Source organism: Acidovorax sp. Leaf73 (assembly GCF_916855635.1).
In the GTDB taxonomy this organism is placed as follows: domain Bacteria; phylum Pseudomonadota; class Gammaproteobacteria; order Burkholderiales; family Burkholderiaceae_C; genus Acidovorax; species Acidovorax facilis.
The window spans coordinates 1,137,399-1,163,417 of record NZ_CAKASI010000001.1; the positions used below are offsets into that span (position 1 = coordinate 1,137,399).

General features: G+C 65.4%; 23 protein-coding genes. 15 read left to right on the top strand and 8 right to left on the bottom strand.

The window, feature by feature from the left end:
* Positions 1–23: 23 nt before the first annotated feature.
* A complete protein-coding gene (mmsB, locus tag LPA35_RS05285) occupies positions 24–971 on the top strand; it encodes a 3-hydroxyisobutyrate dehydrogenase (RefSeq protein ID WP_255669574.1) in 948 nt (315 codons plus the stop codon).
* Between the two features lie 54 nt (positions 972–1,025).
* Here the strand turns inward: mmsB and LPA35_RS05290 are convergent, their stop codons facing one another.
* Positions 1,026–1,565, bottom strand: coding sequence for a hypothetical protein (locus tag LPA35_RS05290; RefSeq protein ID WP_131798434.1), 540 nt, complete (start codon positions 1,563–1,565; stop codon positions 1,026–1,028).
* Between the two features lie 42 nt (positions 1,566–1,607).
* The gene (locus tag LPA35_RS05295) at positions 1,608–2,261 is read right to left on the bottom strand and encodes a hypothetical protein (protein WP_228895553.1); all 654 of its coding nucleotides are present in this window, start codon (positions 2,259–2,261) and stop codon (positions 1,608–1,610) included.
* Positions 2,262–2,567: 306 nt separating this feature from the next.
* Between LPA35_RS05295 and LPA35_RS05300 the strand changes: the two genes are divergently transcribed.
* The 7 genes from LPA35_RS05300 to LPA35_RS05330 all read left to right on the top strand — a co-directional run bounded on the left by LPA35_RS05300 (position 2,568) and on the right by LPA35_RS05330 (position 11,109).
* Positions 2,568–2,957, top strand: coding sequence for a DUF2946 family protein (locus LPA35_RS05300; protein ID WP_228895555.1), 390 nt, complete (start codon positions 2,568–2,570; stop codon positions 2,955–2,957).
* Positions 2,958–3,370: 413 nt separating this feature from the next.
* Entirely contained in the window at positions 3,371–5,482 is a 2,112-nt protein-coding gene (locus LPA35_RS05305; protein ID WP_228895974.1) for a TonB-dependent siderophore receptor, read from the top strand.
* An 18-nt stretch (positions 5,483–5,500) separates the two neighbouring features.
* Positions 5,501–7,114 (top strand): ABC transporter substrate-binding protein, encoded by a 1,614-nt coding sequence (locus LPA35_RS05310; RefSeq protein ID WP_228895561.1) that lies wholly within the window; start codon positions 5,501–5,503, stop codon positions 7,112–7,114.
* On the top strand, positions 7,111–8,079 hold the full coding sequence (locus LPA35_RS05315; RefSeq protein ID WP_228895563.1) for an ABC transporter permease: 969 nt from the start codon (positions 7,111–7,113) through the stop codon (positions 8,077–8,079). The genes LPA35_RS05310 and LPA35_RS05315 overlap by 4 nt, the downstream gene beginning before the upstream one ends.
* Positions 8,076–8,918 carry an ABC transporter permease gene (locus tag LPA35_RS05320; protein WP_228895565.1) on the top strand — a complete coding sequence of 281 codons (843 nt, stop codon included), beginning with the start codon at positions 8,076–8,078 and terminating at the stop codon, positions 8,916–8,918. The genes LPA35_RS05315 and LPA35_RS05320 overlap by 4 nt, the downstream gene beginning before the upstream one ends.
* Entirely contained in the window at positions 8,915–10,363 is a 1,449-nt protein-coding gene (locus LPA35_RS05325) for an ABC transporter ATP-binding protein (RefSeq protein WP_228895567.1), read from the top strand. The genes LPA35_RS05320 and LPA35_RS05325 overlap by 4 nt, the downstream gene beginning before the upstream one ends.
* Positions 10,360–11,109, top strand: a complete 750-nt coding sequence (locus LPA35_RS05330; RefSeq protein WP_228895569.1) for a glutamine amidotransferase — start codon at positions 10,360–10,362, stop codon at positions 11,107–11,109. Before LPA35_RS05325 ends, LPA35_RS05330 begins: the two co-directional genes overlap by 4 nt.
* A gap of 163 nt (positions 11,110–11,272) precedes the next feature.
* Here LPA35_RS05330 and LPA35_RS05335 read toward each other — a convergent pair whose 3' ends face one another.
* The 4 genes from LPA35_RS05335 to icd form a co-directional block, all read right to left on the bottom strand.
* Positions 11,273–14,890, bottom strand: coding sequence for an EAL domain-containing protein (locus LPA35_RS05335; protein WP_228895571.1), 3,618 nt, complete (start codon positions 14,888–14,890; stop codon positions 11,273–11,275).
* An 18-nt stretch (positions 14,891–14,908) separates the two neighbouring features.
* Complete coding sequence (locus tag LPA35_RS05340) at positions 14,909–15,304, bottom strand: response regulator (RefSeq protein WP_055396057.1); 396 nt, start codon at positions 15,302–15,304, stop codon at positions 14,909–14,911.
* A complete protein-coding gene (locus LPA35_RS05345) occupies positions 15,301–17,154 on the bottom strand; it encodes a PAS domain S-box protein (protein WP_228895573.1) in 1,854 nt (617 codons plus the stop codon). The genes LPA35_RS05340 and LPA35_RS05345 overlap by 4 nt, the downstream gene beginning before the upstream one ends.
* Before the next feature lie 281 nt (positions 17,155–17,435).
* Positions 17,436–18,695: an NADP-dependent isocitrate dehydrogenase gene (icd, locus tag LPA35_RS05350; RefSeq protein WP_055396054.1), complete on the bottom strand. Its 1,260-nt coding sequence runs from the start codon at positions 18,693–18,695 to the stop codon at positions 17,436–17,438.
* A gap of 199 nt (positions 18,696–18,894) precedes the next feature.
* Here icd and LPA35_RS05355 point away from each other — a divergent pair, with 199 nt between their 5' ends.
* Both LPA35_RS05355 and LPA35_RS05360 read left to right on the top strand, forming a co-directional pair.
* A complete protein-coding gene (locus LPA35_RS05355; protein WP_228895575.1) occupies positions 18,895–19,140 on the top strand; it encodes a hypothetical protein in 246 nt (81 codons plus the stop codon).
* A gap of 189 nt (positions 19,141–19,329) precedes the next feature.
* Positions 19,330–19,827 carry a DUF192 domain-containing protein gene (locus tag LPA35_RS05360; protein WP_055396050.1) on the top strand — a complete coding sequence of 166 codons (498 nt, stop codon included), beginning with the start codon at positions 19,330–19,332 and terminating at the stop codon, positions 19,825–19,827.
* A gap of 283 nt (positions 19,828–20,110) precedes the next feature.
* Here the strand turns inward: LPA35_RS05360 and LPA35_RS05365 are convergent, their stop codons facing one another.
* Positions 20,111–20,692 carry a superoxide dismutase gene (locus tag LPA35_RS05365; protein WP_121506237.1) on the bottom strand — a complete coding sequence of 194 codons (582 nt, stop codon included), beginning with the start codon at positions 20,690–20,692 and terminating at the stop codon, positions 20,111–20,113.
* Between the two features lie 210 nt (positions 20,693–20,902).
* The gene (xseA, locus tag LPA35_RS05370) at positions 20,903–22,228 is read right to left on the bottom strand and encodes an exodeoxyribonuclease VII large subunit (protein ID WP_228895577.1); all 1,326 of its coding nucleotides are present in this window, start codon (positions 22,226–22,228) and stop codon (positions 20,903–20,905) included.
* Positions 22,229–22,580: 352 nt separating this feature from the next.
* On the opposite strand from xseA, the gene LPA35_RS05375 reads away from it, so the two are divergent.
* The 5 genes from LPA35_RS05375 (at position 22,581) to kdsB (ending at position 25,922) form a co-directional block, all read left to right on the top strand.
* Positions 22,581–23,225, top strand: coding sequence for a MotA/TolQ/ExbB proton channel family protein (locus LPA35_RS05375; protein WP_055396044.1), 645 nt, complete (start codon positions 22,581–22,583; stop codon positions 23,223–23,225).
* 106 nt (positions 23,226–23,331) lie between these two features.
* A complete protein-coding gene (locus tag LPA35_RS05380; RefSeq protein WP_121420285.1) occupies positions 23,332–23,766 on the top strand; it encodes a biopolymer transporter ExbD in 435 nt (144 codons plus the stop codon).
* A 5-nt stretch (positions 23,767–23,771) separates the two neighbouring features.
* Positions 23,772–24,836, top strand: a complete 1,065-nt coding sequence (gene lpxK / locus LPA35_RS05385) for a tetraacyldisaccharide 4'-kinase (RefSeq protein WP_228895579.1) — start codon at positions 23,772–23,774, stop codon at positions 24,834–24,836.
* Positions 24,837–24,906: 70 nt separating this feature from the next.
* Entirely contained in the window at positions 24,907–25,089 is a 183-nt protein-coding gene (locus tag LPA35_RS05390; protein ID WP_010458810.1) for a Trm112 family protein, read from the top strand.
* Positions 25,086–25,922 (top strand): 3-deoxy-manno-octulosonate cytidylyltransferase, encoded by an 837-nt coding sequence (kdsB, locus tag LPA35_RS05395; protein ID WP_255669569.1) that lies wholly within the window; start codon positions 25,086–25,088, stop codon positions 25,920–25,922. The genes LPA35_RS05390 and kdsB overlap by 4 nt, the downstream gene beginning before the upstream one ends.
* Positions 25,923–26,019 lie beyond the last annotated feature (97 nt).

The window sequence follows — 26,019 nt, forward strand, 5'->3', positions numbered from 1 at the left end:
GGATAAGCCTTTTTAGCTATCAAATTCATACCAAAACCGTACCCCTTCCCTTTCACCATCACAACGACATCCAGGAGCAACACACCATGAAAATCGCATTCATCGGCCTCGGCAACATGGGCGGCCCTATGGCACACAACCTGCACAAGGCAGGCCACGAAGTGCGCGCGTTCGACCTCTCCCAACCCGCCCGCGACAAGCTGGCCGCAGACGGTGTGCCCATCGCCGCCGACGCGAAGGCGGCAGTCGCAGGCGCCGAAGTCGTCATCAGCATGCTGCCCGCCAGCCAGCATGTGGAAGGCCTCTTTTTGGGCGCGGGCGAGCTACTGGCTCAGTTGCCTGCGGGCACGCTGATCATCGACTGCTCCACCATCGCTGCCGCCACCTCCCGCAAGGTGGCCGAGGCTGCCAAGGCCAAGGGCGTGGCGTTTATCGACGCACCCGTGTCGGGCGGCACCGGCGGCGCCATTGCAGGCACCCTCACCTTCATGGTGGGCGGCGACGCTGCCGACCTGGAACGCGCCCGCCCCGTGCTCGAAAAGATGGGCGCCAACATCTTCCACGCAGGCAGCGTGGGCGCAGGCCAAACGGCCAAGATCTGCAACAACATGCTGCTGGGCATCCTGATGGCCGGCACCAGCGAAGCCATCGCCCTGGGCGTTGCCAACGGCCTGGACCCCAAGGTGCTGAGCGAAATCATGCGCCGCAGCTCGGGCGGCAACTGGGCGCTGGAAAAGTACAACCCCTTCCCCGGCGTGATGGAAACAGCGCCCGCCAGCAAAGGTTACGCGGGCGGCTTTGGCACGGACCTGATGCTCAAGGACCTGGGGCTGGCGCAGGAGAACGCGATGGCGGTGAAGGCTGCCACGCCGCTGGGGGGCATGGCGCGCAATCTGTATGCGGCGCACAGCCTGGCGGGGCATGGGGGGCTGGATTTTTCCAGCATTATCAAGATGGTGCAGAAGGGTTAATCGCTCTTCCGTCACAGAAAAACGCCAGCGTCTGCTGGCGTTTTTTCATTGGTGCTAAGAAAAAAATTCTGAACTCCATGACTCAGCAATACTGACGCATTCTGGCAATTTGGGCCCGATGAAACTTGCCCAGCTAGACACGTGCTGGGAGGAGTGGTACCGCAGCCATATGTCCTCGTTTTCACGATAAGGAGCCGAGACTTCTCGGAACTTCTCAATATACCACTTTGCAACGTCTGGAGATATTTGAAACGTCGGATGATCTTGAGGTGGAGGGGGCAGATCCGAAATAACTCTGTTTTGAATTAATCGAATTTCTTCTCGCTCACCTGCTGAGAGAAATTTTGCGAGCCGCTTCCTTCTTGACGGATTGGCTCCGACGATTGGCTTCGTTGACTTTTGAAATTCAACTACAAATTTTGAGCCGGAGTGGAAATCCCAACCGTCTTGCGAAATCTGAAACCACGCGACGACGTAAGCGCTGCCGCATTCACGATACCAGCTCAAAGGCCCGTTTGCGCGCTTGAATCCAGCAGATTTGAACCAAGGCGCGAGTTCGGACTTGAGTAGTGCATAAACCTCTGGTGATTTCATATATTACCTACGCTGATGGAATGAATGTGGTTTGCGCCGCCACTATGACAATACTATCCCAGGACCAAGAACTAGGCGATCTTTGGCAATGCGCAGGACCCTATGTTCGCCATTCTTCGTTGGAATCATGCGCTTGAAATAACCCTCTCGCAATTGAATAGGAGCATCAGGCCCAATGTCGGACAAAAATTTTTGGGTTATGCCTGAGTCGATGGGCCAAGGGAAAATAAGCGTCGGCTGAATGAAAATGCGTTTACCGCTGACAGTGATGGTGAACGATGAACCTCGCCGCAGGGGACTGGCGGCCGGTAGTATCGGTGTCGCCCATTCAAAATCATAGGTAAACCGCAAATATGCAGGGCCATCGCCTTGCTGCCTTGGCCATTTTTCTTCGTCGAATGCCAACGCCAGTGCCCTGGGAAGGTCTTCGGGCGAGAAGTGCCAGAGTCCCTCGCCTTCCGTTCCGAGAGTGCGATTAATGTGCGCGCGAAACTCGTTATAGACCTTCACCGGGCCATCATAGGGAGGTACGCATTGAAGTGAGATGGAGTCATGCAGCTTTGCAATGGTCCACTTTTGAAGAAAGTCTTCAATTTGTGCCCACGCCCTCCGTGCATTCTTTTCCCGAGCCTGATGACCATAACTTACAGACTTTGTGGGCTCGTAGAGGACAAATTCGTTATCGTCTTCTTTCATTGGTCCCTCGGTAGTTTTTCATTTGGCTAACCCTTCGGAGCGTCGAATTTAGCTTCATCGGAGAAGGCGCGGGAGTGGCGGCTTCAGTCCGAAAGGGGCAGTTTAGCTTCCGGATGCAGGTTGTTTTAGCCAGCTAAAACGACTGCCATTCAGTCGGTCCGACCTGAGTTGCGCAGTCCAACGGAGCGTTCTCACCCGAGCATTTCACGTAGGTTGGATTGACGGCTTTTGCCTCCCCGTCACTTCATGGCGGAACGACTTGCCCACCAATTCGCAGCCCGCAGTTGAGTATGATTCGCATCCCTCATGCTGCGCCGCACCATCCCCGCTCTGCCTTTCCACATCGTGCTTCTGCTGGTGGCGTTGTTCAACGCGCTGGCGGGCACGCCCTTACACGAGGCGCGGCACATCCAGGAGCTGGTTAGCAGCGCCACAGTCTCAGCAACCGCAGGCGATGTGGATGCGTTGGCAAACAACGCCACAGCCAGCGACGATCACAGCGAAGAGACACACACCACCTGCGCCTGGTGCCTGACCCACGCGCTGGAGGCGGGGCTGGCGCATGCACCGGCTCGCCAGCCGCAAGTCCCCGCAGAACCCAGCGCCGTCGCGCCGCACAGCGCAGACCCCTTTACGGCCCAGCAGGTGCGCTGGCCGTTTGCAGCACGCGATCCCCCGCCAGCCCAGCGGGCCTGACACGCGTCGGGCCCGAGGGATCCTCTGCGCAAATCACCGCGCCGTGTGCATCTGCGGTCTCGGGCGGTCTGCGGCGTTGCAAATGCTCGCAATAGCTACGGCTATTGCTGTGCTTTGCGCCTAGCAGCCCATCCCGATCCGCAGCGCTCACTCGCCGCTCGATTCGCACAGAGGATCCCTAGCCAGCCTGCGCTCCCCAGCGCATCCCCTTTTCGTTTTTGCCCTTGCATTCACCCCCGTGGGGTGCGTGCGGGCACGCGGCCATGTGCGCCTGCCAACTCCCTGGCGGGTGTGAGCCGCGTTGCTACTGGCTTTTGCATTCACCGCTTTTGGACTGGTTTGCCATGCGTTCTTCGTCTTCTCCTGATTCTTCTTCACGCCCTGCGCCCCTGCCGCGCCCCACATTGACGGCCATGGCGGCGGCGGCGTTTCTGGCATCCCTGCACCCCGCCTGGGCCGCAGACGGCAATGTGGTCACCCCACCCACCCTGTCTGCCGTGGACGTGGTCGGCCGCAGTGCCTCGGGCGCCTATTACGCCGACGAGGCCGAGGGCGCCAAGACCAGCCTGCCGCTGCGCGAGCTGCCGCAATCCGTGCGGGTCATGTCGCGCCAGACGCTGGACGACCTGGGCGCCACACGGCTCGATGATGTGCTGGACTATGTGGGCGGGGTCTCGCGCCAGAACAACTTTGGTGGGCTGTGGGACAACATTGCCATCCGGGGCCTGCCGGGCAACGAGAACACGGGCATGGCGACTTTGCTCAACGGGTTTTCGTCCAACCGGGGCTTCAACGCGCCGCGCGACTTGGCGGGGGTGGAGCGGGTGGAGTTCCTCAAGGGCCCGGCCGCCGCCCTGTATGGCAGCAGCGAGCCCGGCGGCACGCTCAACATCGTGAGCAAGAAGCCGCTGTGGAAGGCCGCGCATTCGGTAGAGGCCTATGCGGGCAGCTACGGCCTGGGCCGTGCGGCGCTGGACACCACCGGCCCCATCAACGACCGGCTGGCCTACCGCCTGAATGTGGCGGTGGAAGACAAGGGCAGCTTTCGCGACCATGTGCGCGCGCAGCGGCAGGTGGTGGCCCCGGCGTTGACGTGGAAGCTCTCGCCCGACACGGTGCTGGAGTACACGGCTGAATTTCTGCGCCACGCCACGCCGCTGGACCGGGGCGTGGTGGCGGTCAACAACCGCCTGGGCGCGGTGCCCGCCAGCCGCTTCCTGGGCGAGCCTGCCGATGGCGATGTGACGGTGACCAACCAGACGCACCAACTGGTGCTGTCGCACGAGTGGAACCCCGACTGGCGCAGCCGCGCGGGGCTGTCGTACCGCGAGACGGGGATGGAGGGCTTCTCGACCGAGGCCACCGCGCTGCAGGCCAATGGCCACACGCTGACGCGCCAGCGGCGGCATCGCGACTTCCAGTCGGACGATGTGGCCGTGCAGGCCGAGCTGCAGGGCACCCTGCGCACGGGCGGGCTGGAGCATGAGCTGCTGGTGGGCGTGGAGAGCTACCGCTTCAGCATGGATTCGGTGATGCTGCGCGTGAACCCCAGCGCCGCCGCGCCGTATGCCATCGACATCTTCAACCCCGTATACGGCCAGGCCCAGCCCACGCCGGGGCGCAACACCGATACGCTGGAGAAGCAGCGCAACACCGCGCTGTATGTGCAAGACACCCTGAAGCTGGGTGAGCAGTGGCGCGTGATGGCCGGGCTGCGGGCAGACAACTACGACCAGAGCCTGCAAAACCGCATCACCAGCCGCACCACGGCGCAAAACCCCTCGGCCGTGTCGCCGCGCCTGGGCGTGAGCTGGCTGCCCACGCCGGGGTGGACGGTGTATGCCAATGCGGGCAGTTCGTTCCGCCCCAACACGGGCAGCAATGTGGCGGGCAATGGCTTTGACCCCGAAAAATCCCGCGCGCTGGAGTTGGGCGCCAAGTGGGAGAGCGCCGACCAGCGCCTGGGCGCCACGGCGGCGCTGTTCGACATCACCAAGCGCAATGTGCTGACCAGCGACCCGCTGAACACGGGCTTCTCGGTGGCTGCAGGCGAGGTGCGCAGCCGGGGCCTGGAGCTGGACCTGGCTGGCCGCGTGAGCACCCACTGGCGCGTGAATGCGAGCCTGGTGGTCAACGATGTGGAGGTGACCCGCGACAACACGCTGGAGGTGGGCGGCCGCCTGCTGAACGTGCCGCGCGTGAACGGCAGCGTGCTGGCGGTGTACGAAAACGCACTGGCCAACGGCCAGCGCTACGGCGTAGGCGGTGGCGTGACGCACATGGGCAAACGCCTGGGCCAGGCACGCACGCAGGCCGAGGCCAATGCGGGCATGCCTGCGTTTGAGCTGCCCAGCTACACCACGGCCAAGCTGATGGCGTATTGGCGCCTGAGCCCCACGCTGAACCTGTCGCTGGACGTGGACAACGTGTTTGACAAGGTGCACTACACCAGCTCGTACAGCCGCGTGTGGGTGGCGCCGGGGGCCGCGCGCACCGTTACGGTGGGCCTGCAGGCCAAGTTCTGAGTGGTGCCGGTGACCTGCATGACAACACTTTCAGCCGCCCCCAAACCCCTGACCCGGCGCCGCGCCCTGCAGGCCCCCGTGGCCGCGCTGGCGGCAGGTGCCCTGCCCGCCACTTGGGCGCAGGGCACACCACCCGCCTCCACCCCCGCACCGCTGCAAATCGTCGGCCCGTGGGAGATCAGCGGCCTGGCGCCCGCCAGCAGTGGCTATGTGTTCACGCGCCTGCAGGTCACCGAAACCCTGCTGGACGCCGCAGACGACGGCCAGCCACGGCCCGCGCTGGCGCGGCTCTGGCGCCGGTCGGCGGATGGGCTGGTGTGGCAGTTTGAGCTGCGGCCCGGGGCGCGTTTTCATGATGGCACGCCCGTAACAGCCGCCGCCGTGGTGCGCAGCCTGCAGGCGGCGCAGGTGGCGCCAGCGCTGCTGAGCCAGGCGCCCATCGAGTCCATCACCGCGCCTGACGAAGGCACGGTGCTCATCCGCCTGCAACGCCCCCACACTGCCCTGCCCGCGCTGCTGGCGCATTCCAGCACCATGGTGCTGGCCCCGGCCAGCTATGGGGCAGACGGCAAGGTGCGCAGCATCATCGGCAGCGGCCCCTACCGCATTGCGGTGCTGGTGCCGCCGCAGCAGGTCGAAACGGTGGTGTTTGACGCCTATGACGGCCCGCGCCCCGCGATTGCCGCCGTGCGCTACCTGGCCGCCAGCCGTGCCGAAACCCGCGCGCTGATGGCCGAGAGCGGCCAGGCCGATCTGGCCTATGGGCTGGACCCGGCCAGCCTGCGGCGGCTGCAGCGCCATGCCCAAAACCCTGCTCTGGCGCGCCGCACCGCAGTGCGCATTGCCTCGGTCACGCTGCCGCGCACCGTAATCGTCAAGCTCAATGCAGGCCTGCCCGCGCTGCGCGATGTGCGCGTGCGCCAGGCGCTGAGCCTGGCCATCGACCGTGCGGGCATTGCCCTGGCGCTGATGGGCGACGAGGCGCTGGCCGCCACGCAGCTGCTGCCCCCCACGCTGGGCGCGTGGCACAACCCGCACCTGCCCCCGCTGCAGCACGACCCCGAAGCCGCCGCGCGCCTGCTGCGCGCCGCAGGCTGGGAGCGCCACAGCGACGGCCTGCGCAATGCCGAAGGCCAGCCGCTGCACCTGGTGATCCGCACCTTTGTGGACCGGCCCGAGCTGCCGCTGATTGCCACCGCCTTGCAGGAGCAGTGGCGCCTGGCGGGCATGGCCGTGAAGGTGAGCATCGGCAACTCGGGCGACGTGCCCCGGGGCCACCGCGACGGCAGCCTGCAACTGGCCCTGGCGGCACGCAACTACGCCAATGTGCCCGACCCCACAGGCACGCTAGCGGGCGACTTTGCGGCGCAGGGCGGCGACTGGGGCGCCATGGGCTGGCACAGCGACACCGTGGTGCAGGCCCTGCACGAGCTGACGCGCACCCAGACGCCGCCCGAGCGCACGCGCGCGCTGCGGCAAATCATCACACACACCCTGCAAACCGAGCTGCCCGTGATCCCCGTGGCGTGGTACCGCCAGCATGTGGCCGTGGCGCCCCGGCTGGCGGGCGTCACGCTGGACCCGCTGGAGCGTTCTTACCGCCTGACCGGCATGGAGTGGACCAACCCATGAACCCCTTGATGTCAAAACCCTGGGCCGCCCTGCTCGGCCGCAGGCTGGTGCAGGTGCTGGCCGTGTCGCTGCTGATCGGCACGCTGTGCTTTTTGATGGTGCGCGCCCTGCCGGGCGACCTGGCCATGCGCGTGGCGGCGGGCCGCCATGGCTATGACCTGGTGAGCAACGCTGCCGCCGACGCGGTGCGCGCGGAGCTGGGGCTGGACCGCCCCGGCTGGCTGGCGCTGCTGCACTGGTGGCGCGACATGGCCACCTTCAACCTGGGGCAGTCGCTGGTGTCGCAGCGATCGGTGTGGCACGAGGTGACGCACCACCTGGGCGCCACGCTGCGCCTGTCTGCCGCCGCACTGGCCATTGCTTTTGCCGTGGGCGTGCCACTGGGCGTGTGGGCCGGGCTGCGGCCCCAGGGCTGGGTGGACAAGGCCAGCTGGCTGATGGCCGTGGTGCTGCGCGCGCTGCCGCCGTTTTTGCTGTCGGTGCTGCTCATCCTGCTGGTGGCGGTGCAGTGGGGCGTTTTGCCTGCGGGCGGTGACGAGAGCCAGGCCAGCCTGGTGCTGCCCGCGCTCACGCTGGGGCTGGGTCTGGCCGCCGGGCTGGCGCGTGTGACCCGCGCTGCAATGCTGGAGGTGGTGGTGTCGCCCTTCTTTGAATTTGCGCGCACCAAGGGCCTGAGCGACTGGCAGGCACTGGTGCGCCACGGCCTGCGCAATGCCGCCGTGCCGGTGACGGCCTACCTGGGCGTGCAGGCGCTGTTTTTGGTGGAGGGCGCGCTGGTGGTGGAGACGCTGTTTGCCTGGCCCGGCATCGGCCACGCGCTGGTGCACGCCGTGTTCGGGCGCGACATCCCTGTGGTGCAAGGCACGGCCCTGTGCATGGGCGTGCTGTTTGTGGTCTTCAACCTGCTGGTGGATGCGGCGTGCCTGGCGCTGGACCCCCGGCATACCCAGAAGGTGGCTGCATGAGTGCCGTGCCTTCCACTCTTTCATCGCCCACAGGCGCCGTAGTAGCCCAGCCCCGCTGGCCGCTGCGCATCATGCTGGGCTTGGTCCTGCTCGGCCTGCTGGCGCTGTTTGCACTGTTCGGCCCCTGGCTGGTGGGCGCCAGCCCGGTGGTGCAAGACCTGCGCAACACCCTGGCGCCCCCCAGCGCCCAGCACTGGTTGGGCACCGATGTGCTGGGCCGCTCGGCGCTGGCGCGGCTGGCGCACGCCGCGCAGCTGTCGCTGGGCATGGCGCTGCTGGCGGCCGTGAGCGCCGCCGTGCCCGGCACGCTGCTGGGCATCGTCGCCGCGTGGCGCGGTGGGCGCACCGAGCGGGCGCTGCTCATGCTGTCGGACTCGGTGCTGGCCATTCCTGGCTTGCTGCTGGTGCTGCTGATTGCGGCCCTGGCACCCGGCGCGCTGTGGGCGCTGTATGCGGGCCTGTCGGCTGCGCTGTGGGTCGAATACTTCCGCGTGAGCCGTGCTGTGGCCCGGCCCGTGCTGGCGGGCGACGCGGTGCAGGCATCGCGCCTGCTGGGGTTTGGGCGCGGCTATGTGCTGCGCCGCCACCTGCTGCCCGCGCTGGCACCCACGCTGGGCACGCTGCTGGCCTTCACCACGTCGCAGGCCGTGCTGGCGCTGGCCGCGCTGGGTTTTGTGGGTGTGGGCATGCAGCCGCCCACGCCCGAGCTGGGCCTGATGATGACCGAGGCCATGCCTTACTACGAAGAAGCCCCGTGGCTCATTGCCGCCCCCACCGCGCTGCTGGTGTGGCTGGTGGCCGCGATGATGCTGCTCAACCCCGACCGGGAGACCGCATGACCACGCCTTTGAAATCCGACGCCCTGCTGGTTGTGGAGGGGCTGGGCATCCAGGTGGGCGGCAAGCGGCTGCTGCGCGACATCGGCTTCAGCCTGCGGCCGGGCGAGGCGCTCACGCTGGTGGGCGAAAGCGGCGCGGGCAAGTCGCTGCTGGCCCAGGCCATCATGGGCAACCTGCCGCCTGCGCTGCAGGCCACGGGCCAGATCACGCTGGATGGCACCACCACCCGCGCCCAGGACGCCGCCGCACGCCGCGTCCTGTGGGGCCGCAAGCTGGCGCTGCTGCCGCAGGAGCCCTCGCTGGCACTCAACCCGCTGGCCCGCGTGGCACCGCAGCTGGCCGAGGTGTACCGCCTGCTGCACCAGCAGCCCCCCAGCGCCGCCAGCGCCAAGGCCGAACAGGTGCTGGGCGCTGCGGGCCTGGGCGGCGCAGGCAACCACTACCCCTGGCAACTGTCGGGCGGCATGGCCCAGCGCGCCGTGGCCGCCATCACCCTGGCCGGTGGCGCCCCGGTGCTGATGGTGGACGAGCCCACCAAGGGCTTGGACGCGCATTGGCGCGGCCGCATGGTGGAGTTGTTCCAGGGCGTGCTAAAGGCAGGCGGCTGCCTGCTCACCATCACCCACGACATGCAGGTGGCGCAGGCGCTGGGCGGCCAGGTGATCGTGCTGCGCCACGGGCAGGCGGTGGAGCAAGGCGACATCCACACCGTGGCCGCCGCGCCGCAGCACGCCTTTACCCGCCAGTTGCTGCTGGCCGACCCGGCCCGCTGGCTGCCGTTTGCCGAGCCCACGCTGGGTGAGCCCGTCGTACAGGCGCATGGCATATCCAAAGCCTATGGTGCGCAGAAGCTGTTTGCGCCGCTGGACCTGGAACTGCGCGGCGGCGAACGCATCGCCGTGCAGGGCCCCAGCGGCACTGGCAAAAGCACGCTGGGCAATGTGCTGCTGGGCCTGGTGGCACCCGACACGGGCCGCGTGGAGCGCAGCGCCCGGCTGCGCCCGCATGCGTTCCAAAAGCTGTACCAGGACCCGGTGGGCTCGTTTGCGCCGCACGTCAGCCTTGCCCAGTCGCTGCGCGACGCTGCGCGGCTGCACCGCTGCGACTGGAAGGCGGTGCAGCAGCGCCTGGCGCAGCTGCGCGTGCCCGAGGACCTGCTGGCGCGCAGGCCCGACCAAGTGTCGGGCGGCGAGCTGCAGCGCATTGCGCTGGCGCGGGTGCTGGTGGCGCAACCAGCGCTGCTGTTTGCCGACGAGCCCACCTCGCGCCTGGACCCCATTACGCAGCAGGAGGCCATCCAGGTGCTGCTGCAGGCGGTGCAGGACACCGGTGCCGCGCTGATGCTGGTGACCCACGACCCCCACCTGGCCGCCGCCGTGGGCACCCGCACGCTGGACTTCGCGAGCGCGGGCAAGGAGCCCGCCGCCGCTATGCTCGCCGCATGACAGCGACACCCTCCCGCATCCTCTGGATCATCAAGACCGGCGACACCCTGCCCGCCCAACGGGCCCGGCATGGCGACTTTGAAGACTGGATTGCGGGCGGCCTGAACCAAGCCCCCGCCAGCACGCAGCTGGCGCTGCAGACACTGGACGCCCGCACCGCCACCGCATGGCCAGAGCCCGGCCAGATAGCGGGCGTGGTGGTGACCGGCTCCCCCGCCATGGTGACCGACCGCGAACCCTGGAGCGAGCGCACCGCCGCATGGCTGGCCAGCGTGGTGGCGGCCCGGGTGCCCGTGCTGGGCATCTGCTACGGCCATCAGCTGCTGGCCCACGCGCTGGGCGGCGAGGTGGCGCGCCACCCCGCCGGGCTGGAGATAGGCACCGTGGCCGTGCAGCGCCTGGCCGGTGCCGAGGGCGACGCCCTGCTGGGCCACCTGCCAGCCCGCTTTGGCGCCCAGGTGGTGCACGAGCAAACGGTGCGGCGCCTGCCCCCTGGTGCCGTGGCGCTGGCCGCCAACGCCCATGAGCCGCACCACGCGTTCCGCGTCGGCCCCTGTGCCTGGGGCGTGCAGTTTCACCCCGAGTTCAGCGATGCGGTGATGCGCGACTACGTAGCGTGTTTTGCGCCTGCTCTGCAACGCGCGGGCATGGATGTGGCAGCGCTGGAGCAAGGTGTGCAGGCCACGCCAGAATCGGCCAGCCTGCTGGCGCGTTTTGCGCAGCTGGCGGCAGCGGCCGCCACTTGAAATCTCAATGAAAATTGGCTCTAGCGCTTATCTATCAAGCGCTAACAGCTATCAACACAATAGCAAATCCTCTGCTGCGATTGCTCTGCATTGGGCGTAGCGCCTCGCCAGTGCATCACCCGGCGCAGCCCCGGCGCACCGCCAATTTCTCGGACTCAGTGGACTAGGAAGCTAGGAAGCGGGCTTCAAACACCTCGGCGGCCACCGGCCTGCTGAGCAGGTAGCCCTGGATTTCGTCACAGCCCAGCAGCGCGAGCCGGCCGCATTGTTCGTCCGTTTCTACGCCTTCGGCAACCACCTTGAGCCCCAGCGAGTGCCCCATGTTGATGATGGCGGAGACCAGCGCCTGCCCTTGCGGTCCGGTGTCCATCCCCATGATGAAAGAGCGGTCGATCTTGAGGGTGTCAGCGGGCAGCGTCGCCAGGTAGCTCAGTGATGAGAACCCGGTGCCGAAGTCATCAATGGCAATCGTGATGCCCATCTCGCGCAGGGCGTGCAGGCTGCTACGGCTGTGCTCCACATCCTCCATGACCATGCTCTCGGTGATCTCCAGCTCCAGCCCGGCCCCTGCGGCCGGGTCAAACGCCAGCGCCTCGCGCACCTCGGCCACAAAGCTGCGGTGGCGCAGCTGCAGAAACGACACGTTGACCGCCACCCGCAGCGGCGCATGGCCGGCCTGCCGCCAGCGCTGGTTGTCTGCCAGTGCCTGCCCAAGCGCCCAGCGCCCCACGTCGTAGATAAGGCCGGTTTCCTCCAGGATGGGGATGAAAAGCCCCGGCGGCACCAAGCCACGCTCAGGGTCGTTCCAGCGGATCAGGGCCTCTGCGCCTGCCAGGGCGCCAGTGGACAGGCACCGCTTGGGCTGGTAGTGCAGAACAAACTGCCCGCGCTCCAGGGCATCGCGCAGGCGGCCTTCCATGCCCAGGGCCTCGGCCACGCGGGTATTCATCTCCGACATGTAGAACAGCAGGCTGTCTGCCGATGCCTTGGCCTTGTTGACGGCGGCCTCCGCATTGCGCAGCAGCGTTTCGGCATCAGCGCCATCCATGGGGTACAAGGCCACGCCAGCCTTGGCGGCCATGCGCAGCTCGGTGCCGCCCAGCGCAAAAGGTGTATCAAAACAGGCGCGCAGGAGGTAATCCACCGCCATGGCCACCGCGCCCGCATCGCGTGCGTCGGTCACGGCGATGCCGAAGCTGTTGATGCCAATGCGTGCCACGTCGTACACATCGCGGCTGGCGTGCTGCAGCCGCTGCGCGACCTGCTTGAGGAGTTCGTCGCCCATCTGCCGCCCCAGCGTGTCATTGACAAAGCGAAAGCGGCTGATATCCATCAGCGCAATACCCATCAGAGGCCGTGTGCCCTCACGCGGGCGCAGGTGCTGGCCCGTACGCTCCAGAAAAAGGGTGCGGTTGGGCAGCCCGGTGATTTCGTCGTAATAGGCCAGGTAGCTCAGCCGGTCTTCCTTGTCGAGGTGGTCCAGGGCAAAACCGATGTCGCCGGACAACTCTGTCAGCAGCTTCATCTCGGCCTCGTCGAAGAAGCCCACCTCGTCTGCCAGCAGGGCCAGTGTGGCGGCGACCTCCTGGCCCACCAGGATGGGCAGTACCGCAATGCTGGCCACACCCCGTTGGCGCAGTTGATCGCGCAGCATCACGCGTGGGTCGCCGCTGATGTCGTCGCACAGCACGGCCTTGCGAGTGCGCACCACCGCGGCGGCAAGGCTTTCACCCGGTGTGGGAACGTCAAACAAACCCAGTCGGTCGCGGATGTTGTGCACAAAATCGGCCTCTACGCCCGACAGCCCCACCGGCACCACCTGCTGCGCCGCGCGGTCCACGCGGCCTATCCAGGCGATGCGGAAATGGCCGTGCTCCACCGCAATGCGGCACGCCTCGCGGAACAGTTCCTCGCGGTCGCGCACCCGCACGATCAGGGTGTTGATGCCGCTGAGCATCGCGTACACGCGGTTCAGGCGCTTGATCTTGCGCTCGGCCTCACGGCGCTCGGTAATGTCTTCACCGAGCGCTGCCACGCCCGTCACCTGTCCGCCCACAGAGCGCAGCACGGTGTTGTTCCAGTGCACCAGGCGCCGCTCGCCCGAGCGGGTGAGGATCTCGTTGTCGTAGTGCCAGGCCGAAGGCCGGTCCGCCAGCACATCGGCAAACACGCTGCGCACACTGCCCATCTCAGGGGGCACAAACATGTCAAACCAGTTGCGGCCAGCGATCTCTTCACGCTCCCAGCCTGTCAGGCGCAGCAGGTAGTCGTTGCAATAGGTGATGCGCCCTTCGCAGTCGAGCATCAGCGAGATCATCTCGACCTTGTCGAGCATGTCATTGAAACGGCGGTCGCTTTCGTGCAGCTCTTCCTCGGCGCGTTTCTCCCGGGTGACATCCTGGATGGTGTTGAACCAACGGCCCTGCTCGCCCCGGCCAGCCTCATCCTCCAAGGGCTCCATCACCTGGCGCAAATGCAGCAGTTCGCCATCTGCGCGCAACAGGCGGTAGGTGAAATCCAGGCGGGCGCCTTGCTGTGCAGCCTGCAGCGCATGCTGGCGGAACATGTCGCGGTCTTGCGGGTGTACCAGCGCCAGCCACTCGCGCGCGGACTTGGGCATGGCATCGGCCCCCAGCCCCAGCATATCCGGCAGCGTATCCAGCCAGCTCTCGAAAGCACCATCAGCACCGCTGATCACATGGGTGATTTTTGCCAGTGCCTGCGCCCTTCGCAGGCTGGCTTTGCTGGCGCGCAGCGCGTCCATGGCCCGCTGGCGTTCGAACACTTCCACCTGCAGTTGCTCGGCATGCTTCTGGATCTCGATATAAAGGCTGCCGTTTTCGTAGATACGACCCACCTGCGCGCCCAGGACGGCCAGGACTTTTTCATCGTCGGCCGTGAACGCTTCTTCCCCCTGCTTGTTGGCCAGGCAGATCCAGCCATAGGAGAACGAGAGCGAAGTGATGGGCGCAATCAAGCCGGAGTGCAGTGGCGGGTAGCCTGCAGGCAGGCCGATGTCGCTCGGCGCACCGCTTTCATTGACCAGCCGCTCAGAGCGGCGCGCAGCACGCAACTGCCCCAGAAGGCCGTGCGAGACCACGGGCAGGTCCAGCAGCCCGCTCAGCGCAGGCTCGATGCCGCTGGTGCACACGATGGAGGCATCGCTTTGCTTGCGCACCACACACAGCACCGCATACTGCGCCCCCAACAGTTCGCGCGCGCCACGGCATACATTGGCCAGCAGCACCTGCGGGTCGCGCTCGGAGGCCAGTTGCAGGTTCAGGTCGGTCAGGGCCGCCAGGCGCCGGTTCATGGTTTCCAGCTCGGCGACGTTGCCCGTGAGCTTGTCCGTCATGAGCCGCAGGTGCCGGGTCTGAAAACTGTGCTCCATCGGGTGGAAGGGCTGCGGCGGCACCTGCGACAAGGCCTGCTCAATGGCCGAGGTGATGTCCTGTGGCTCGCAGGGCTTCACCAGCACCTGCGTCACCCCACAAGCCAGGGCCAGGTTGCGGGCCTCTTGCTCGCGGTAGTGCGCGCTGTAGAAGATCACCTGGGTTGCGGCGAGCTGGTGGTCTGTGCGCAGCTGGCGCACAAACTCGTACCCGTCCATGGTCGGCATCAGGATGTCGGAGATCACCAGATCGGGACGCTCGGCACGCACCAGGGCGAGGGCCTCGGCACCGTCTGCGGCCTCCAGGGCCTGGTGGCCACTGTGCCCGATGAGCGTGACCACCAGCGCACGGTTGGCCGGCAGGTCATCGACAACAAGGATCTTGGCCATGCTACCCGGGGTCCAACGTCAGGCTGCGCCCGGCGGCGCGTGGAATGAAGAACCCAGAAACGCCTCGACCTGGCTCACGAAGGTTTCGGGCGTGATGGGCTTGGACAGGTGCTCGTCAAAACCCACCTCAAGGGCCTTTTCGCGGTCACCCGGCATCGAAAAAGCGGTCACAGCCACCAGCGGCACCACACGCCACCCATGGTGCGAGCGCAGGCTTTGTGCCACCTCATAGCCATTCATCACCGGCATTTGCAGGTCGCACAAGATCAGGTCGGGCCCCTCGGCCAGCGCCAGCCCCAGGCCAAGGGCGCCGTTTTCGGCGGCCAGCACACGGTGGCCCGCGGCTTCCAGCAGGTAGGTGACGAGTTGCCGGCTGGCATCATCGTCTTCGATGACCAGGATGGTGGCTTTCATGGGCTGGTCTCCTGAAACTCCACAATGAACGTGCTGCCCTGCCCTTCGGCGCTCTCCAGCCCCACACTGCCCCCCAGCGCTTCGGCAAGCTTGCGGCTCAGGTGCAGGCCCAGGCCGGTGCCTTCGTGGTGACGCCGGTCGGCGCTTTCGACCCGGGAGAAGGCCTCGAAAAGCCGCGACTGCTCCTGCAGCGGAATGCCAGGCCCGGTGTCGCGCACCTGAACCTGCACAGTGCGCCCTTGGGCCGACGAGGTCTCCTCCAGCACCACATCCACACGCCCCTGCGGCGTAAACTTGATGGCATTGCCCACCAGATTGATCAGAATCTGGCTGAATGCCCGGCGGTCGGTGTGCAACTGAACTGCCTGGGCGGGGGCATGCACATTAAACAGCAAGCCCTTGCGCACGGCTTCGGGCTCCAGCGTGGCAGCGACCTCCGCAACAATGCTGCGGCAGTCAAGCAGCTCCTTGTGGAGCGACACCTTGTTGGCGCTGAGCTTGGCCACATCGAGCAGGTCGTTGATGAGCGAAAGCAGGTGCCGCGCCCCAGTCTGCACGATGCGCAACTGCTTGTCCTGCTCCGGGTTGAGCGGCCCCGGCAGCTGCATGAGCAAGGTGCCCGTGAAACCGATGATGGCGTTCAGCGGGGTTCGCAGTTCGTGGGACATGCTGGCCAGGAAGCGGTCTTTGACCAAGGCGGCATTTTCAAGCTCCAGGTTCTTGTCGCGCAAGGCCCGCTCGATCCGCTTGCGCTCCGTTACATCGCGGATCGCGCTGGAGACAAACAGGCCTTCTTCCGTCTCCAGCGGGCTCAGGCTGATCTCGACTGGAAACTCGGAACCATCCTTGCGCAAACCATACAGATCAAGGCCAGCCCCCATGGAGCGGGAGCGTGGTTCGGCAAAAAAGCCCCGGCGGTGCTCAGGGTGCCGACCGCTGAAGCGTTCTGGCACCAGCAGCTCGATCTTCTGACCCAGGAGTTCGCTGCGGCTCCAGCCAAACAGTTTCACGGCCTGCGAGTTGACGAGCACGATGCGGCCGTCGCGGTCAACGATGACCATCGCGTCCGGCGCGGCTTCGAGCAGGTCCTTGAACTTCTGATCGGCCCGCTTGCGGTCGGTGATGTCTCGGATCGCGCTCATCACCATCGCGCCTTCTTCGGTGTCGATCGGGCTCAGGCTGATCTCCACTGGAAACTCGCCACCATCCTTGCGCAGGCCATGCAGCTCCAGCCCCGCACCCATGGTGCGCGTGCGCGGCGCCCCAAAGAACCCGCTGCGGTGCCCCAGGTGCGCGCCCCGATAGCGGTGTGGTAACAGCACCTCCACAGCCTGCCCTAGCAATTCGGTCCTTTCATAGCCAAACACGCGCTCGGCCTGGGAGTTGACCAGGACGATGCGGCCTGTCACGTTGACCATCACGATCGCGTCGGGTGTGGATTCGAGCAGGTCACGGAACCGCGCCTCCAGCAGCTTGGCCTCGCGCTGGACCTTGAGCTGGGTGACATCCTTCTTGCTCGACAGAAAGTACAGCAGTTGGCCAGCTTCGTCGCGCACGGCCTTGGTGGAAACGTTGACATGCACCAGCGATCCATCCTTGCGGCGACGCACCGACTCGTGCACGGTGCTGCTCAGGCCCCGCAGGGCCTCGGCCCGGATCTCGTCTTCTTCGTGGGTCCGGTTCTCGGGAACAATGAGATCAATGAGGCGCCTGCCCTGAGCCTCTGCCGGTGCATAGCCAAAGATCGCTTCGGCAGCCGGGTTCCAGTTGAGCACCACCCCTTCAGGCGACAGCACCAGCAGCGCATCGGGGTTTTGCTCCCAATATGCGGCAGAAAAATCAGATGCCATGCAGAACTCCCTGTGGGGACCCATCCCTCTGCATCCCGTTGTTGTGTTTGTGTGCGACTGCGGATGCAAGCCCGTGCCATGCCCGCGCGGGCCCATGGCTGGACCCATCTTAGGCGGGAAGCCTCCCGATTGCCAACTCTGAAATGCCACAGCCAGTTCCGCGCCGACGACCATCGGGGCAGTTTGGCCCTGGGCGGAGCCCTGCAGCCGCCAGACGACAAAAAGCCCCTGCACCAACAAGGGAACAGGGGCTTGCGAAACGGCGCAAAAGCCGCGCTGGCTTACATGTGGTCGATCATGACCTGGCCAAAACCCGAGCAGCTCACCTGGGTGGCTCCGTCCATCAGGCGGGCAAAGTCGTAAGTCACCTTCTTAGAGGCTATCGACTTCTCCAGCGAACTGATGATCAGGTTTGCGGCCTCGATCCAACCCATGTGGCGCAGCATCATCTCGGCCGACAGGATTTCGGAGCCGGGGTTCACATAGTCCTTGCCTGCATATTTGGGGGCCGTGCCGTGGGTGGCTTCAAAACAGGCCACCGAGTCAGACATGTTGGCGCCGGGCGCAATGCCGATCCCGCCCACCTGGGCTGCGAGCGCATCGGAGATGTAATCGCCATTGAGGTTGAGCGTGGCCACCACCGAATACTCGGCCGGGCGCAGCAGGATCTGCTGCAGGAAGGCATCGGCAATGCTGTCCTTGATGGTGATGTCCTTGCCCGTCTTGGGGTTCTTGAGCTTGCACCACGGGCCGCCATCGATCAGCTCGGCACCGAACTCTTTTTGCGCCAGGGCGTACGCCCAGTCGCGGAAGCCACCTTCGGTGTACTTCATGATGTTGCCCTTGTGGACGATGGTCACGCTGGGCTTGTCGTTGTCGATGGCGTACTGGATGGCCTTGCGCACCAGGCGTTCGGTGCCCTCGATGGAGACGGGCTTGACGCCGATGCCCGAGGTGTTGGGAAAGCGGATTTTCTTCACGCCCATCTCGTCCTGCAGAAACTTGATGAGCTTCTTGGCCTTGTCCGACTCGGCTTCGAACTCGATGCCGGCATAGATGTCCTCCGAGTTCTCGCGGAAGATCACCATGTTGGTCTTTTCGGGCTCTTTCAGCGGCGAAGGCACGCCCTTGAAATACTGCACGGGGCGCAGGCAGACATACAGATCCAGTTCCTGGCGCAGTGCCACGTTCAGCGAACGGATGCCGCCACCCACGGGCGTGGTCAGCGGGCCCTTGATCGACACCACGTACTCGCGCAACACCTGCAGGGTTTCTTCGGGCAGCCACACATCAGGGCCGTAGACCTTGGTGGATTTCTCGCCCGCATACACCTCCATCCAGTGGATCTTCTTCTTGCCGCCATAGGCCTTGGCCACCGCAGCGTCCACCACCTTGATCATCACCGGCGTGATGTCGAGCCCCGTGCCATCGCCTTCAATGAAGGGAATGATGGGCTGGTCCGGCACATTCAGCGACATGTCGGCATTGACCGTGATTTTCTGGCCTTCGGCAGGCACCTTGATGTGCTGGTAGCTGGTCATGGAAGGGGTGTCTCCTGTGGAAGCTGAAGCAGATTCAGCAGATGGGGCAAAGCGCTCGGTAGCCAGTCAATTCTAATGACAATTTTTTGGGCAAAGTCCCTGCCAGCCTGCGCGCCGCTGCTATCGTTGCGGGCGAAGCCGTGCAGGTTTGCGCGGCTTCAGATCCTCTCTTTCAACCCCTTCACTGGAAACGGCATATATGAAAAAACTCCTCGCTGTCCTGGTGGCTGGTCTGTTGGGTGCAAGTGCTTTTGCACAGGCGCCTGCAGCCGCTCCGGCCCCCGCCCCTGCAGCCCCAGCGCCCGTGGCTGCACCCGCTGCACCTGTAGCTGCTGCCCCGGCACCCGTCGCCAAAACCAAGGCAAAGGCCAAGGCCACCAAAACGGCCAAAAAGAAAACCACCAAGAAGGTCGCCAAGAAAAAGACCACCCACAAGGCAGCCTGACGCTGGCATGCAGCACCCTTCGCGGGGTCATGCACATTGCTTCAAAATCGCCCGCTACTGCGGGCGTTTTCTTTTTCCGTTCTTTTTCCGTTCTTTTTCCGTTCTTTTTCCGTTCTTTTCCCCTTCTTTTGCCCGCCGGTTCGGCGCCCCTTGTGCGGACGCTGCCCCCTTGTCCAGAAAGCCTTGCCCATGACCGCTTTTGCACTTGCCTTGCCTTTTTCCGCTGCCACACGGCGCACCGTGGCCGCCGCGCTGTTGACCGCTGCTGCGGGACTGCCGTTCACCACGGCACAGGCCCAGGACGGCCCCCAGCTGAATTTGCAGCGTGTGGAACTGACCGCAGGCATGCACCGCATTGACGCCCAAGTGGCCGCCACGCCCCAGGAGCGCCAGACCGGCCTGATGCATCGCAAGGAGATGCCCCAGCACGAGGGCATGCTGTTTGTGTTTGAACAACCCGCGCAGCAGTGCTTCTGGATGAAGAACACGCTGCTGCCGCTCACGGCAGCGTTTGTGGATGACGACGGCACCATCGTGAACCTGGCCGACATGAAGCCCCAGACGCTGGATTCGCACTGTTCGGCAAAACCGGTGCGCTACGTGCTGGAGATGAACCAGGGATGGTTTGCCAAGAAAAACATCAAGGCAGGCGCCAAGCTGGGTGGAGCGCTTTTCAGCCGCAAGTGACGCAGGACCACCCAGCGACTTGCGCAGATCGGGATGCCACAGCCCCATAGGCCTTGGCCCTGGGCCCTGCCGCTTGCCCGAGCGCTGTCTTGCCGACATCGCACTCCCAGGATCCGGGAGTGCAACTTACTATCATTTATACAGCTACCAGTGCTTATACAGCAAGCGCTAGATTCCAAAACGACCTCAAATTCCCCAACAAAAAACGGCCCGAAGGCCGTTTTTTGTTGCCCGCAGACCTCAGTCCGTCAGGACAGGTCACTCGCGGGGCGCGGATCGCGCATCAGGCGAAGTTGGCTTCGGCAAACTTCCAGTTCACCAGCTTGTCGAGGAAGGTCTCAACGAACTTGGGACGCATGTTGCGGTAGTCGATGTAGTACGCGTGTTCCCAGACGTCCACGGTGAGCAGCGCCTTGTCGGCGGTGGTCAGCGGCGTGCCGGCGGCGCCGGTGTTGACGATGTCCACGCTGCCATCGGCCTTCTTCACCAGCCAGGTCCAGCCCGAACCGAAGTTGCCCACGGCAGACTTCACGAACGCTTCCTTGAAGGCTGCGTAGCTGCCCCACTTGGCGGTGATGGCTGCAGCCAGTGCACCAGAAGGCTCACCGCCGCCCTGGGGAGCCATGCAGTTCCAGAAGAAGGTGTGGTTCCAGATTTGCGCTGCATTGTTGTAGATGCCGCCGCTCGACTTCTTGACGATCTCTTCGAGCGTCATGGCTTCGAACTCGGTGCCCTTTTGCAGGTTGTTCAGGTTCACCACATAGGCGTTGTGGTGCTTGCCATGGTGGTACTCCAGGGTTTCCTGGCTGTAGTGCGGAGCCAGGGCATCGATGGCGTAGGGCAGCGGGGGAAGGGTATGTTCCATGGTGGTGTTTCCTTGTGGTTTGAAATTCCGGGATGCCATCTGCAACGCTTTTCTTTCCTGAGCAATGCAGTCGGACACAGCGCGAAGGGGGCATTGTAGGAACATCAGGTGACCTGTGCAGCGTGAGGCCACCCAGATCCGGTCTGCAGCACCACAAACCGCTGCTGTCCTACAGAGGCGCGCCGTCTACCGCGCCGCGACATCACCCCGTTACAGCAGTCGCGGCTGGGCCACCGTCACGTCCACCACGCCATCGGCCAGTGTGGCGCGCAGGGCATCGCCAGGCTGGGCCTGGCGCACGCTGGTCACGGCCCGGCCCTCGGTATCGGTGAGCAGCGCGTAGCCGCGCTGCAGCACCAGGCGCGGGTCGAGCAGCTCCAGCCGCAAGGCCGCGCGGTCGAGCCGCTCGGCCTGCTGCACCAGGCGCCGTTGCATTTTTTGAGGGAAATCGGCCTCCAGCGCTTTCTGGGATTGCGCAAGCCGCTGCAATTTTAATAGCACTCCATGGCGCATGCGCTGGGCCAGGCGTGCCAGTTGCATCTGCTCACGCGCCACCAGGCCCGACGGGCGGCCCAGCCGCGCCGCCGCCTGGTCCAGCCGCTGGTGCCGGGTGTCGAGCTGGCGCTGCACGCCGTCGCTGATGCGCCTAGCCAGCAGCCCGAGCGCCCCCAGCCACACATCGCGCGGCTGGGCCACCAGCTCAGCGGCGGCGGTGGGCGTGGGGGCGCGCAGGTCGGCGCAGAAGTCGACGATGGTGAAGTCGGTCTCGTGCCCCACCCCGCTGATGAGCGGCACCGGGCTTTGCACGATGGTCCGGGCCAGTTGTTCGTCGTTGAAGGCCCAGAGGTCTTCGATGGAACCGCCCCCGCGCACCAGCAAGATCACTTCAATGGGCGGATTTTTGGTCAAATCAGCCCCTGGCGCTTGTCCCGCTTGCGCAAGCATGTACAGTTTTGATAGCGCCGCAACCAACGAAGCAGGTGCTGCGGCGCCCTGCACCTGCGCAGGCACCAGCACCACCGGAATGTGCGGCACGCGACGGCGCAGCGCCGTGACCACGTCGTGAAGGGCCGCAGCCCCGGTGGACGTGACAAGGCCAATGCCACGCGGCTGCAAAGGCAGCGGGCGCTTGCGGGCGCTGTCGAACAAGCCTTCCGTTTCGAGCTGCGCCTTCAGGCGCAGGAACTGCTCGAACAACGCGCCCTGCCCGGCCCGCTGCATGCTTTCCACAATGAACTGCAGATCGCCCCGCGCCTCGTACACCGAAAGGCGCCCGCGCACTTCCACCAATTCGCCATCGCGCGGCGAAAAGTCAAGCAGGCTGGCGGCGCGGCGGAACATGGCGCAGCGCAACTGGCCGTTCGCGTCTTTGACCGAGAAGTAGCAATGTCCGCTGGATGCGCGCGAGAAGCCCGTGATCTCGCCGCGCACCGCGACAGGATTGAAGCGCGCCTCCAAAGCATCAGCAATGGCGCGGCATAGCGCGCCAACTTCCCAGACGCGCGGCGCCGCTGCGGGGCTGGGGCGCTCAAACATGAGAAACGGCGGGCGTTTGCGCCGCGCGCACCGCGCAAGTACTCCACAGAATCTGGCCAGCGGCGGTTACCACAGCCACATAACTAAAAACCGCCCGCAAAACACCAGAGCACGTACAAGTTATTGATTTATATAGCTTTTTCATTGCACAATTTTTCATCAATCTGTTGCAAGCACGGCGTGGCGCCACTTTGCGTGGCCTGGAACAGTGGTTGCCCACAAAGTTATCCACAGATTTTGTGGGTGAGCAGATGGGGCGACGGCGCGCACAGCAACGTAACGGTTTGTGACGAGGTGGGCCCTGCAAGCTGGGCCATAATCGCCGATTGCTTTCATCTGCGCGGAGAGAGATTTGCTGTCCATCATACAAGCCGCAGGCTGGCCGATCTGGCCCCTGATTGCGTGTTCCGTCCTGGGAATGGCGCTGATTTTTGAACGTTTCGTGGCCCTCAAGACGGCCCGTGTCGCCCCCCCGAAATTGCTCGATGAAGCCATTACGGTCTCGTCCAAGGCCGTGCCCACCCCCGACGTGGTGAACCAGTTGGCGCAAAACTCCGCCCTGGGCGAGGTGCTGGCCAGCGGCCTGCGCACCCTCAACAGCAACCCCCAGTGCAGCGAGACCGACCTGCGTGCCGCCATGGAAGGCGCAGGGCGCGCTGTGGCGCACCGGCTGGAAAAATACCTGTCGGCACTGGCCACCATCGCCTCGGCCGCTCCCTTGCTGGGCCTGCTGGGCACGGTGATCGGCATGATCGAGATCTTTGGCTCGCAGGCCGGCAGCGGTGGCGTGGGCCAGGCCATGGGAGGCGGCAACCCGGCCCAGCTGGCGCATGGCATCTCGATCGCGCTCTACAACACGGCTTTTGGCCTCATCGTGGCCATCCCGGCGCTGATCTTCTGGCGCTACTTCCGCGCCCGGGTGGATGCCTATCTGCTCACCTTGGAGTTGGCTTCGGAACAATTTGTGCGCCACATCCTGCGTTTGCGGAAGAAATGACGCCCCCACGGTCCGCCCGCTGCGCGTGGCTCCCTGCCCCCCAAGGGGGCCGCGTTTTGCCTTGGGGCGGCCCGGCTGCAAAACCTCAGCCTGAAAGGCTTCGCCAATGAACTTCCGTCCCCGCGCCAAGGAAGAGCCGGAGATCAACCTGATCCCGTTCATCGACGTGCTGCTGGTGATCCTCATCTTTCTGATGCTGACCACCACCTACAGCAAGTTCACCGAGCTGCAGCTCACGCTGCCCGTGGCCGATGCTGAGCAGCAACGCGACCACCCCAAGGAAGTCATCGTGTCCGTCGCCGCCGACGGGCGCTACGCCGTCAACAAGACGGGCGTGGACGGCAAAAGCGTGGACGCGATCGCGCAGGCCTTGCGCAGCGCCGCCACGGCGGGCACGGGCAGTGTGGTCATCATCAGTGCCGATGCGATGGCGCCGCACCAGTCGGTGGTTTCGGTGATGGAGGCAGCGCGCCGCGTGGGCCTCACGCAGATCACGTTTGCCACGCAGTCATCGGCTGCGGCGCGCAGCCCCAGCCGCTGACACGCATGGCTGCCCCCGGGCTGCAGCCGCCCTCGCCCAGCGCCCCCGCATTGCGGGGCGCAGCCCTCCCCCCACCCGCCCCCGGGCTCCAGAAAATCTGGCAGACACGCGGCCCGCTCGCCTGGGTGCTGTGGCCGGTCTCGCGGGTCTACCGCACGCTGGTCGGTATGCGGCGCGGGCTTTACCGCATCGGCATGCTGAAGGCGGAGCACCCTGGCCGCCCCGTCATCGTCGTGGGCAACGTGATTGCCGGAGGCGCAGGTAAAACCCCCGTGGTCATTGCCGTTGTCCAGCATCTGCAAGGTCTGGGCCTGCGCCCCGGCGTGGTCTCCCGCGGCTACGGCCGCAGCACCACCGACTGCCGTGAGGTGACGCCCGACAGCCCCGCCCATGAGGTGGGCGATGAACCCGCCCTTATCGCGCGCAACTGCGGGGTGCCCGTGTTTGTGGCGCCTCGCCGCATCACCGCCGCCCGCGCCCTGCGGGCTGCTTACCCGGACACCGACGTGATCGTTTGCGACGATGGCCTGCAGCACCTGGCCCTGGCGCGCGATCTGGAGGTCTGCATCTTCAACGAACAGGGCGTGGGCAACGGTTTCCTGCTGCCAGCGGGGCCCCTGCGTGAGCCCTGGCCACGCGCGGTGGATTTTGTGCTGCATGCAGGGACTCTGCCGCCTGGAAGCGACCCCGCCCATGCCTATGGCCTGCAACGCCGACTGGCCCCCTATGCCTTGCGTGCAGACGGCACCCGGGTGCCGCTGTCGGACCTGCAAGGCCAGCCGCTGCATGCCGTGGCGGCGGTGGCACGCCCCGAAGTGTTCTTTGCCATGCTGCAGGCTGAGGCGCTGCAGCTGGCACACACGGAAGCCTTGCCAGATCACTATGATTTTGATAGCTGGACCCACTCATCTGACAAGCGCTACCCGCTAATTTGCACCGAAAAAGACGCTGTCAAGCTCTGGCAACACCACCCGGACGCGTTGGCCGTGCCCCTGCAATTGCACATTGACCCGGCCTTTTTCGCAGCGCTGGATGCGCGCCTGCTGGCCTTGGGCGTCCAAAGGCATTAATGATTCACCGCCCGGGCCGCCGCTATCATCCCTGCCTGCCCGAACGAACCTCCTGGAAAGCGCTGTCACCATGGATCCCAAACTGCTTGAACTGCTGGTCTGCCCCGTCACCAAAGGCCCGCTGACCTACGACCGCGATGCCCAGGAACTGGTCTCCCGCAGCGCTCGCCTGGCCTATCCGGTGCGGGACGGCATTCCGGTGCTGCTCGAAAACGAAGCCCGCACACTCACCGACGAGGAACTGGAGCAGTGAGCGCAGCAACGGATCCCGGCACGCCAGGCGCTCCAACCGCGAGCGGTCGCTTCACGGTGCTGATCCCAGCGCGCATGGCATCCAGCCGCTTGCCCGACAAACCCCTGGCCGATATCGCTGGCCTGCCCATGGTGGTGCGCGTGGCCCAGCGTGCCGCCCAAAGTGCAGCAGCCTGCGTGGTGGTGGCAGCCGATGACCCTCGCATCCTGCAGGCCTGCGCCGCCCATGGCGTGCAAGCGATACTGACCCGCGCCGACCACCCCAGCGGCAGCGACCGCCTGGCCGAAGCCTGTACCCAGCTGGGCCTGGACGGGGACGACGTGGTCGTCAACGTGCAAGGCGATGAACCTTTGATAGACCCAGGCCTCATCGACGCTGTGGCAGCCCTCCTGCCCACCCGGCCGGAGGCCAGCATGGGCACCGCAGCCCACGCGATTGCGTCACTGGCCGACTACACCAACCCCAACGTGGTGAAAGTGGTGCTGGACGCGCGTGGCCTGGCCCACTACTTCAGCCGCGCGCCCATCCCTTTTGCGCGGGACCATGTGGGTTTGGCCTGGTGGCAAGGTGCCGCCGAGACGGCGGCACCCGGTGTAGCAGCCCTGGCGGGATTCGCGCCACTGCGGCATGTGGGCGTCTACAGCTATCGTGCGGGCTTTCTGCGCCAATTTCCTGCCCTGGCACCCGCCCCCACCGAGGCGGTGGAAGCGCTGGAGCAACTGCGCGCCCTGTGGCACGGCCACCGCATTGCGGTTCATCTGGCCAACGCAGCCCCTGGCCCGGGCGTGGATACGCCCGCAGACCTGGAACGGGTTCGCCGCCTTTTCCGATGAGGAGCGGGCCGGTGGCGCGCGCCGCGCCGGTCCGCCGAATGCCCCGGCTATCCACCCTGCGACACCCCTGCCCAACCCGGTGCAGCATGTAAGTCAG

Bases quoted from the DNA above. Each gene is read 5' to 3' on its own strand.
- LPA35_RS05290 (WP_131798434.1), bottom strand. From the start codon at position 1,565: ATGAAATCACCAGAGGTTTATGCACTACTCAAGTCCGAACTCGCGCCT.
- LPA35_RS05305 (WP_228895974.1), top strand. From the start codon at position 3,371: ATGGCGGCGGCGGCGTTTCTGGCATCCCTGCACCCCGCCTGGGCCGCA.
- LPA35_RS05345 (WP_228895573.1), bottom strand. From the start codon at position 17,154: ATGGCATCTGATTTTTCTGCCGCATATTGGGAGCAAAACCCCGATGCG.
- LPA35_RS05315 (WP_228895563.1), top strand. From the start codon at position 7,111: ATGAACCCCTTGATGTCAAAACCCTGGGCCGCCCTGCTCGGCCGCAGG.
- LPA35_RS05320 (WP_228895565.1), top strand. From the start codon at position 8,076: ATGAGTGCCGTGCCTTCCACTCTTTCATCGCCCACAGGCGCCGTAGTA.
- LPA35_RS05300 (WP_228895555.1), top strand. From the start codon at position 2,568: ATGCTGCGCCGCACCATCCCCGCTCTGCCTTTCCACATCGTGCTTCTG.
- lpxK (WP_228895579.1), top strand. From the start codon at position 23,772: ATGGCTGCCCCCGGGCTGCAGCCGCCCTCGCCCAGCGCCCCCGCATTG.
- LPA35_RS05335 (WP_228895571.1), bottom strand. From the start codon at position 14,890: ATGGCCAAGATCCTTGTTGTCGATGACCTGCCGGCCAACCGTGCGCTG.
- xseA (WP_228895577.1), bottom strand. From the start codon at position 22,228: ATGTTTGAGCGCCCCAGCCCCGCAGCGGCGCCGCGCGTCTGGGAAGTT.
- LPA35_RS05355 (WP_228895575.1), top strand. From the start codon at position 18,895: ATGAAAAAACTCCTCGCTGTCCTGGTGGCTGGTCTGTTGGGTGCAAGT.
- LPA35_RS05390 (WP_010458810.1), top strand. From the start codon at position 24,907: ATGGATCCCAAACTGCTTGAACTGCTGGTCTGCCCCGTCACCAAAGGC.
- LPA35_RS05330 (WP_228895569.1), top strand. From the start codon at position 10,360: ATGACAGCGACACCCTCCCGCATCCTCTGGATCATCAAGACCGGCGAC.
- LPA35_RS05310 (WP_228895561.1), top strand. From the start codon at position 5,501: ATGACAACACTTTCAGCCGCCCCCAAACCCCTGACCCGGCGCCGCGCC.
- LPA35_RS05360 (WP_055396050.1), top strand. From the start codon at position 19,330: ATGACCGCTTTTGCACTTGCCTTGCCTTTTTCCGCTGCCACACGGCGC.
- LPA35_RS05365 (WP_121506237.1), bottom strand. From the start codon at position 20,692: ATGGAACATACCCTTCCCCCGCTGCCCTACGCCATCGATGCCCTGGCT.
- LPA35_RS05380 (WP_121420285.1), top strand. From the start codon at position 23,332: ATGAACTTCCGTCCCCGCGCCAAGGAAGAGCCGGAGATCAACCTGATC.
- LPA35_RS05325 (WP_228895567.1), top strand. From the start codon at position 8,915: ATGACCACGCCTTTGAAATCCGACGCCCTGCTGGTTGTGGAGGGGCTG.
- LPA35_RS05340 (WP_055396057.1), bottom strand. From the start codon at position 15,304: ATGAAAGCCACCATCCTGGTCATCGAAGACGATGATGCCAGCCGGCAA.
- LPA35_RS05295 (WP_228895553.1), bottom strand. From the start codon at position 2,261: ATGAAAGAAGACGATAACGAATTTGTCCTCTACGAGCCCACAAAGTCT.
- icd (WP_055396054.1), bottom strand. From the start codon at position 18,695: ATGACCAGCTACCAGCACATCAAGGTGCCTGCCGAAGGCCAGAAAATC.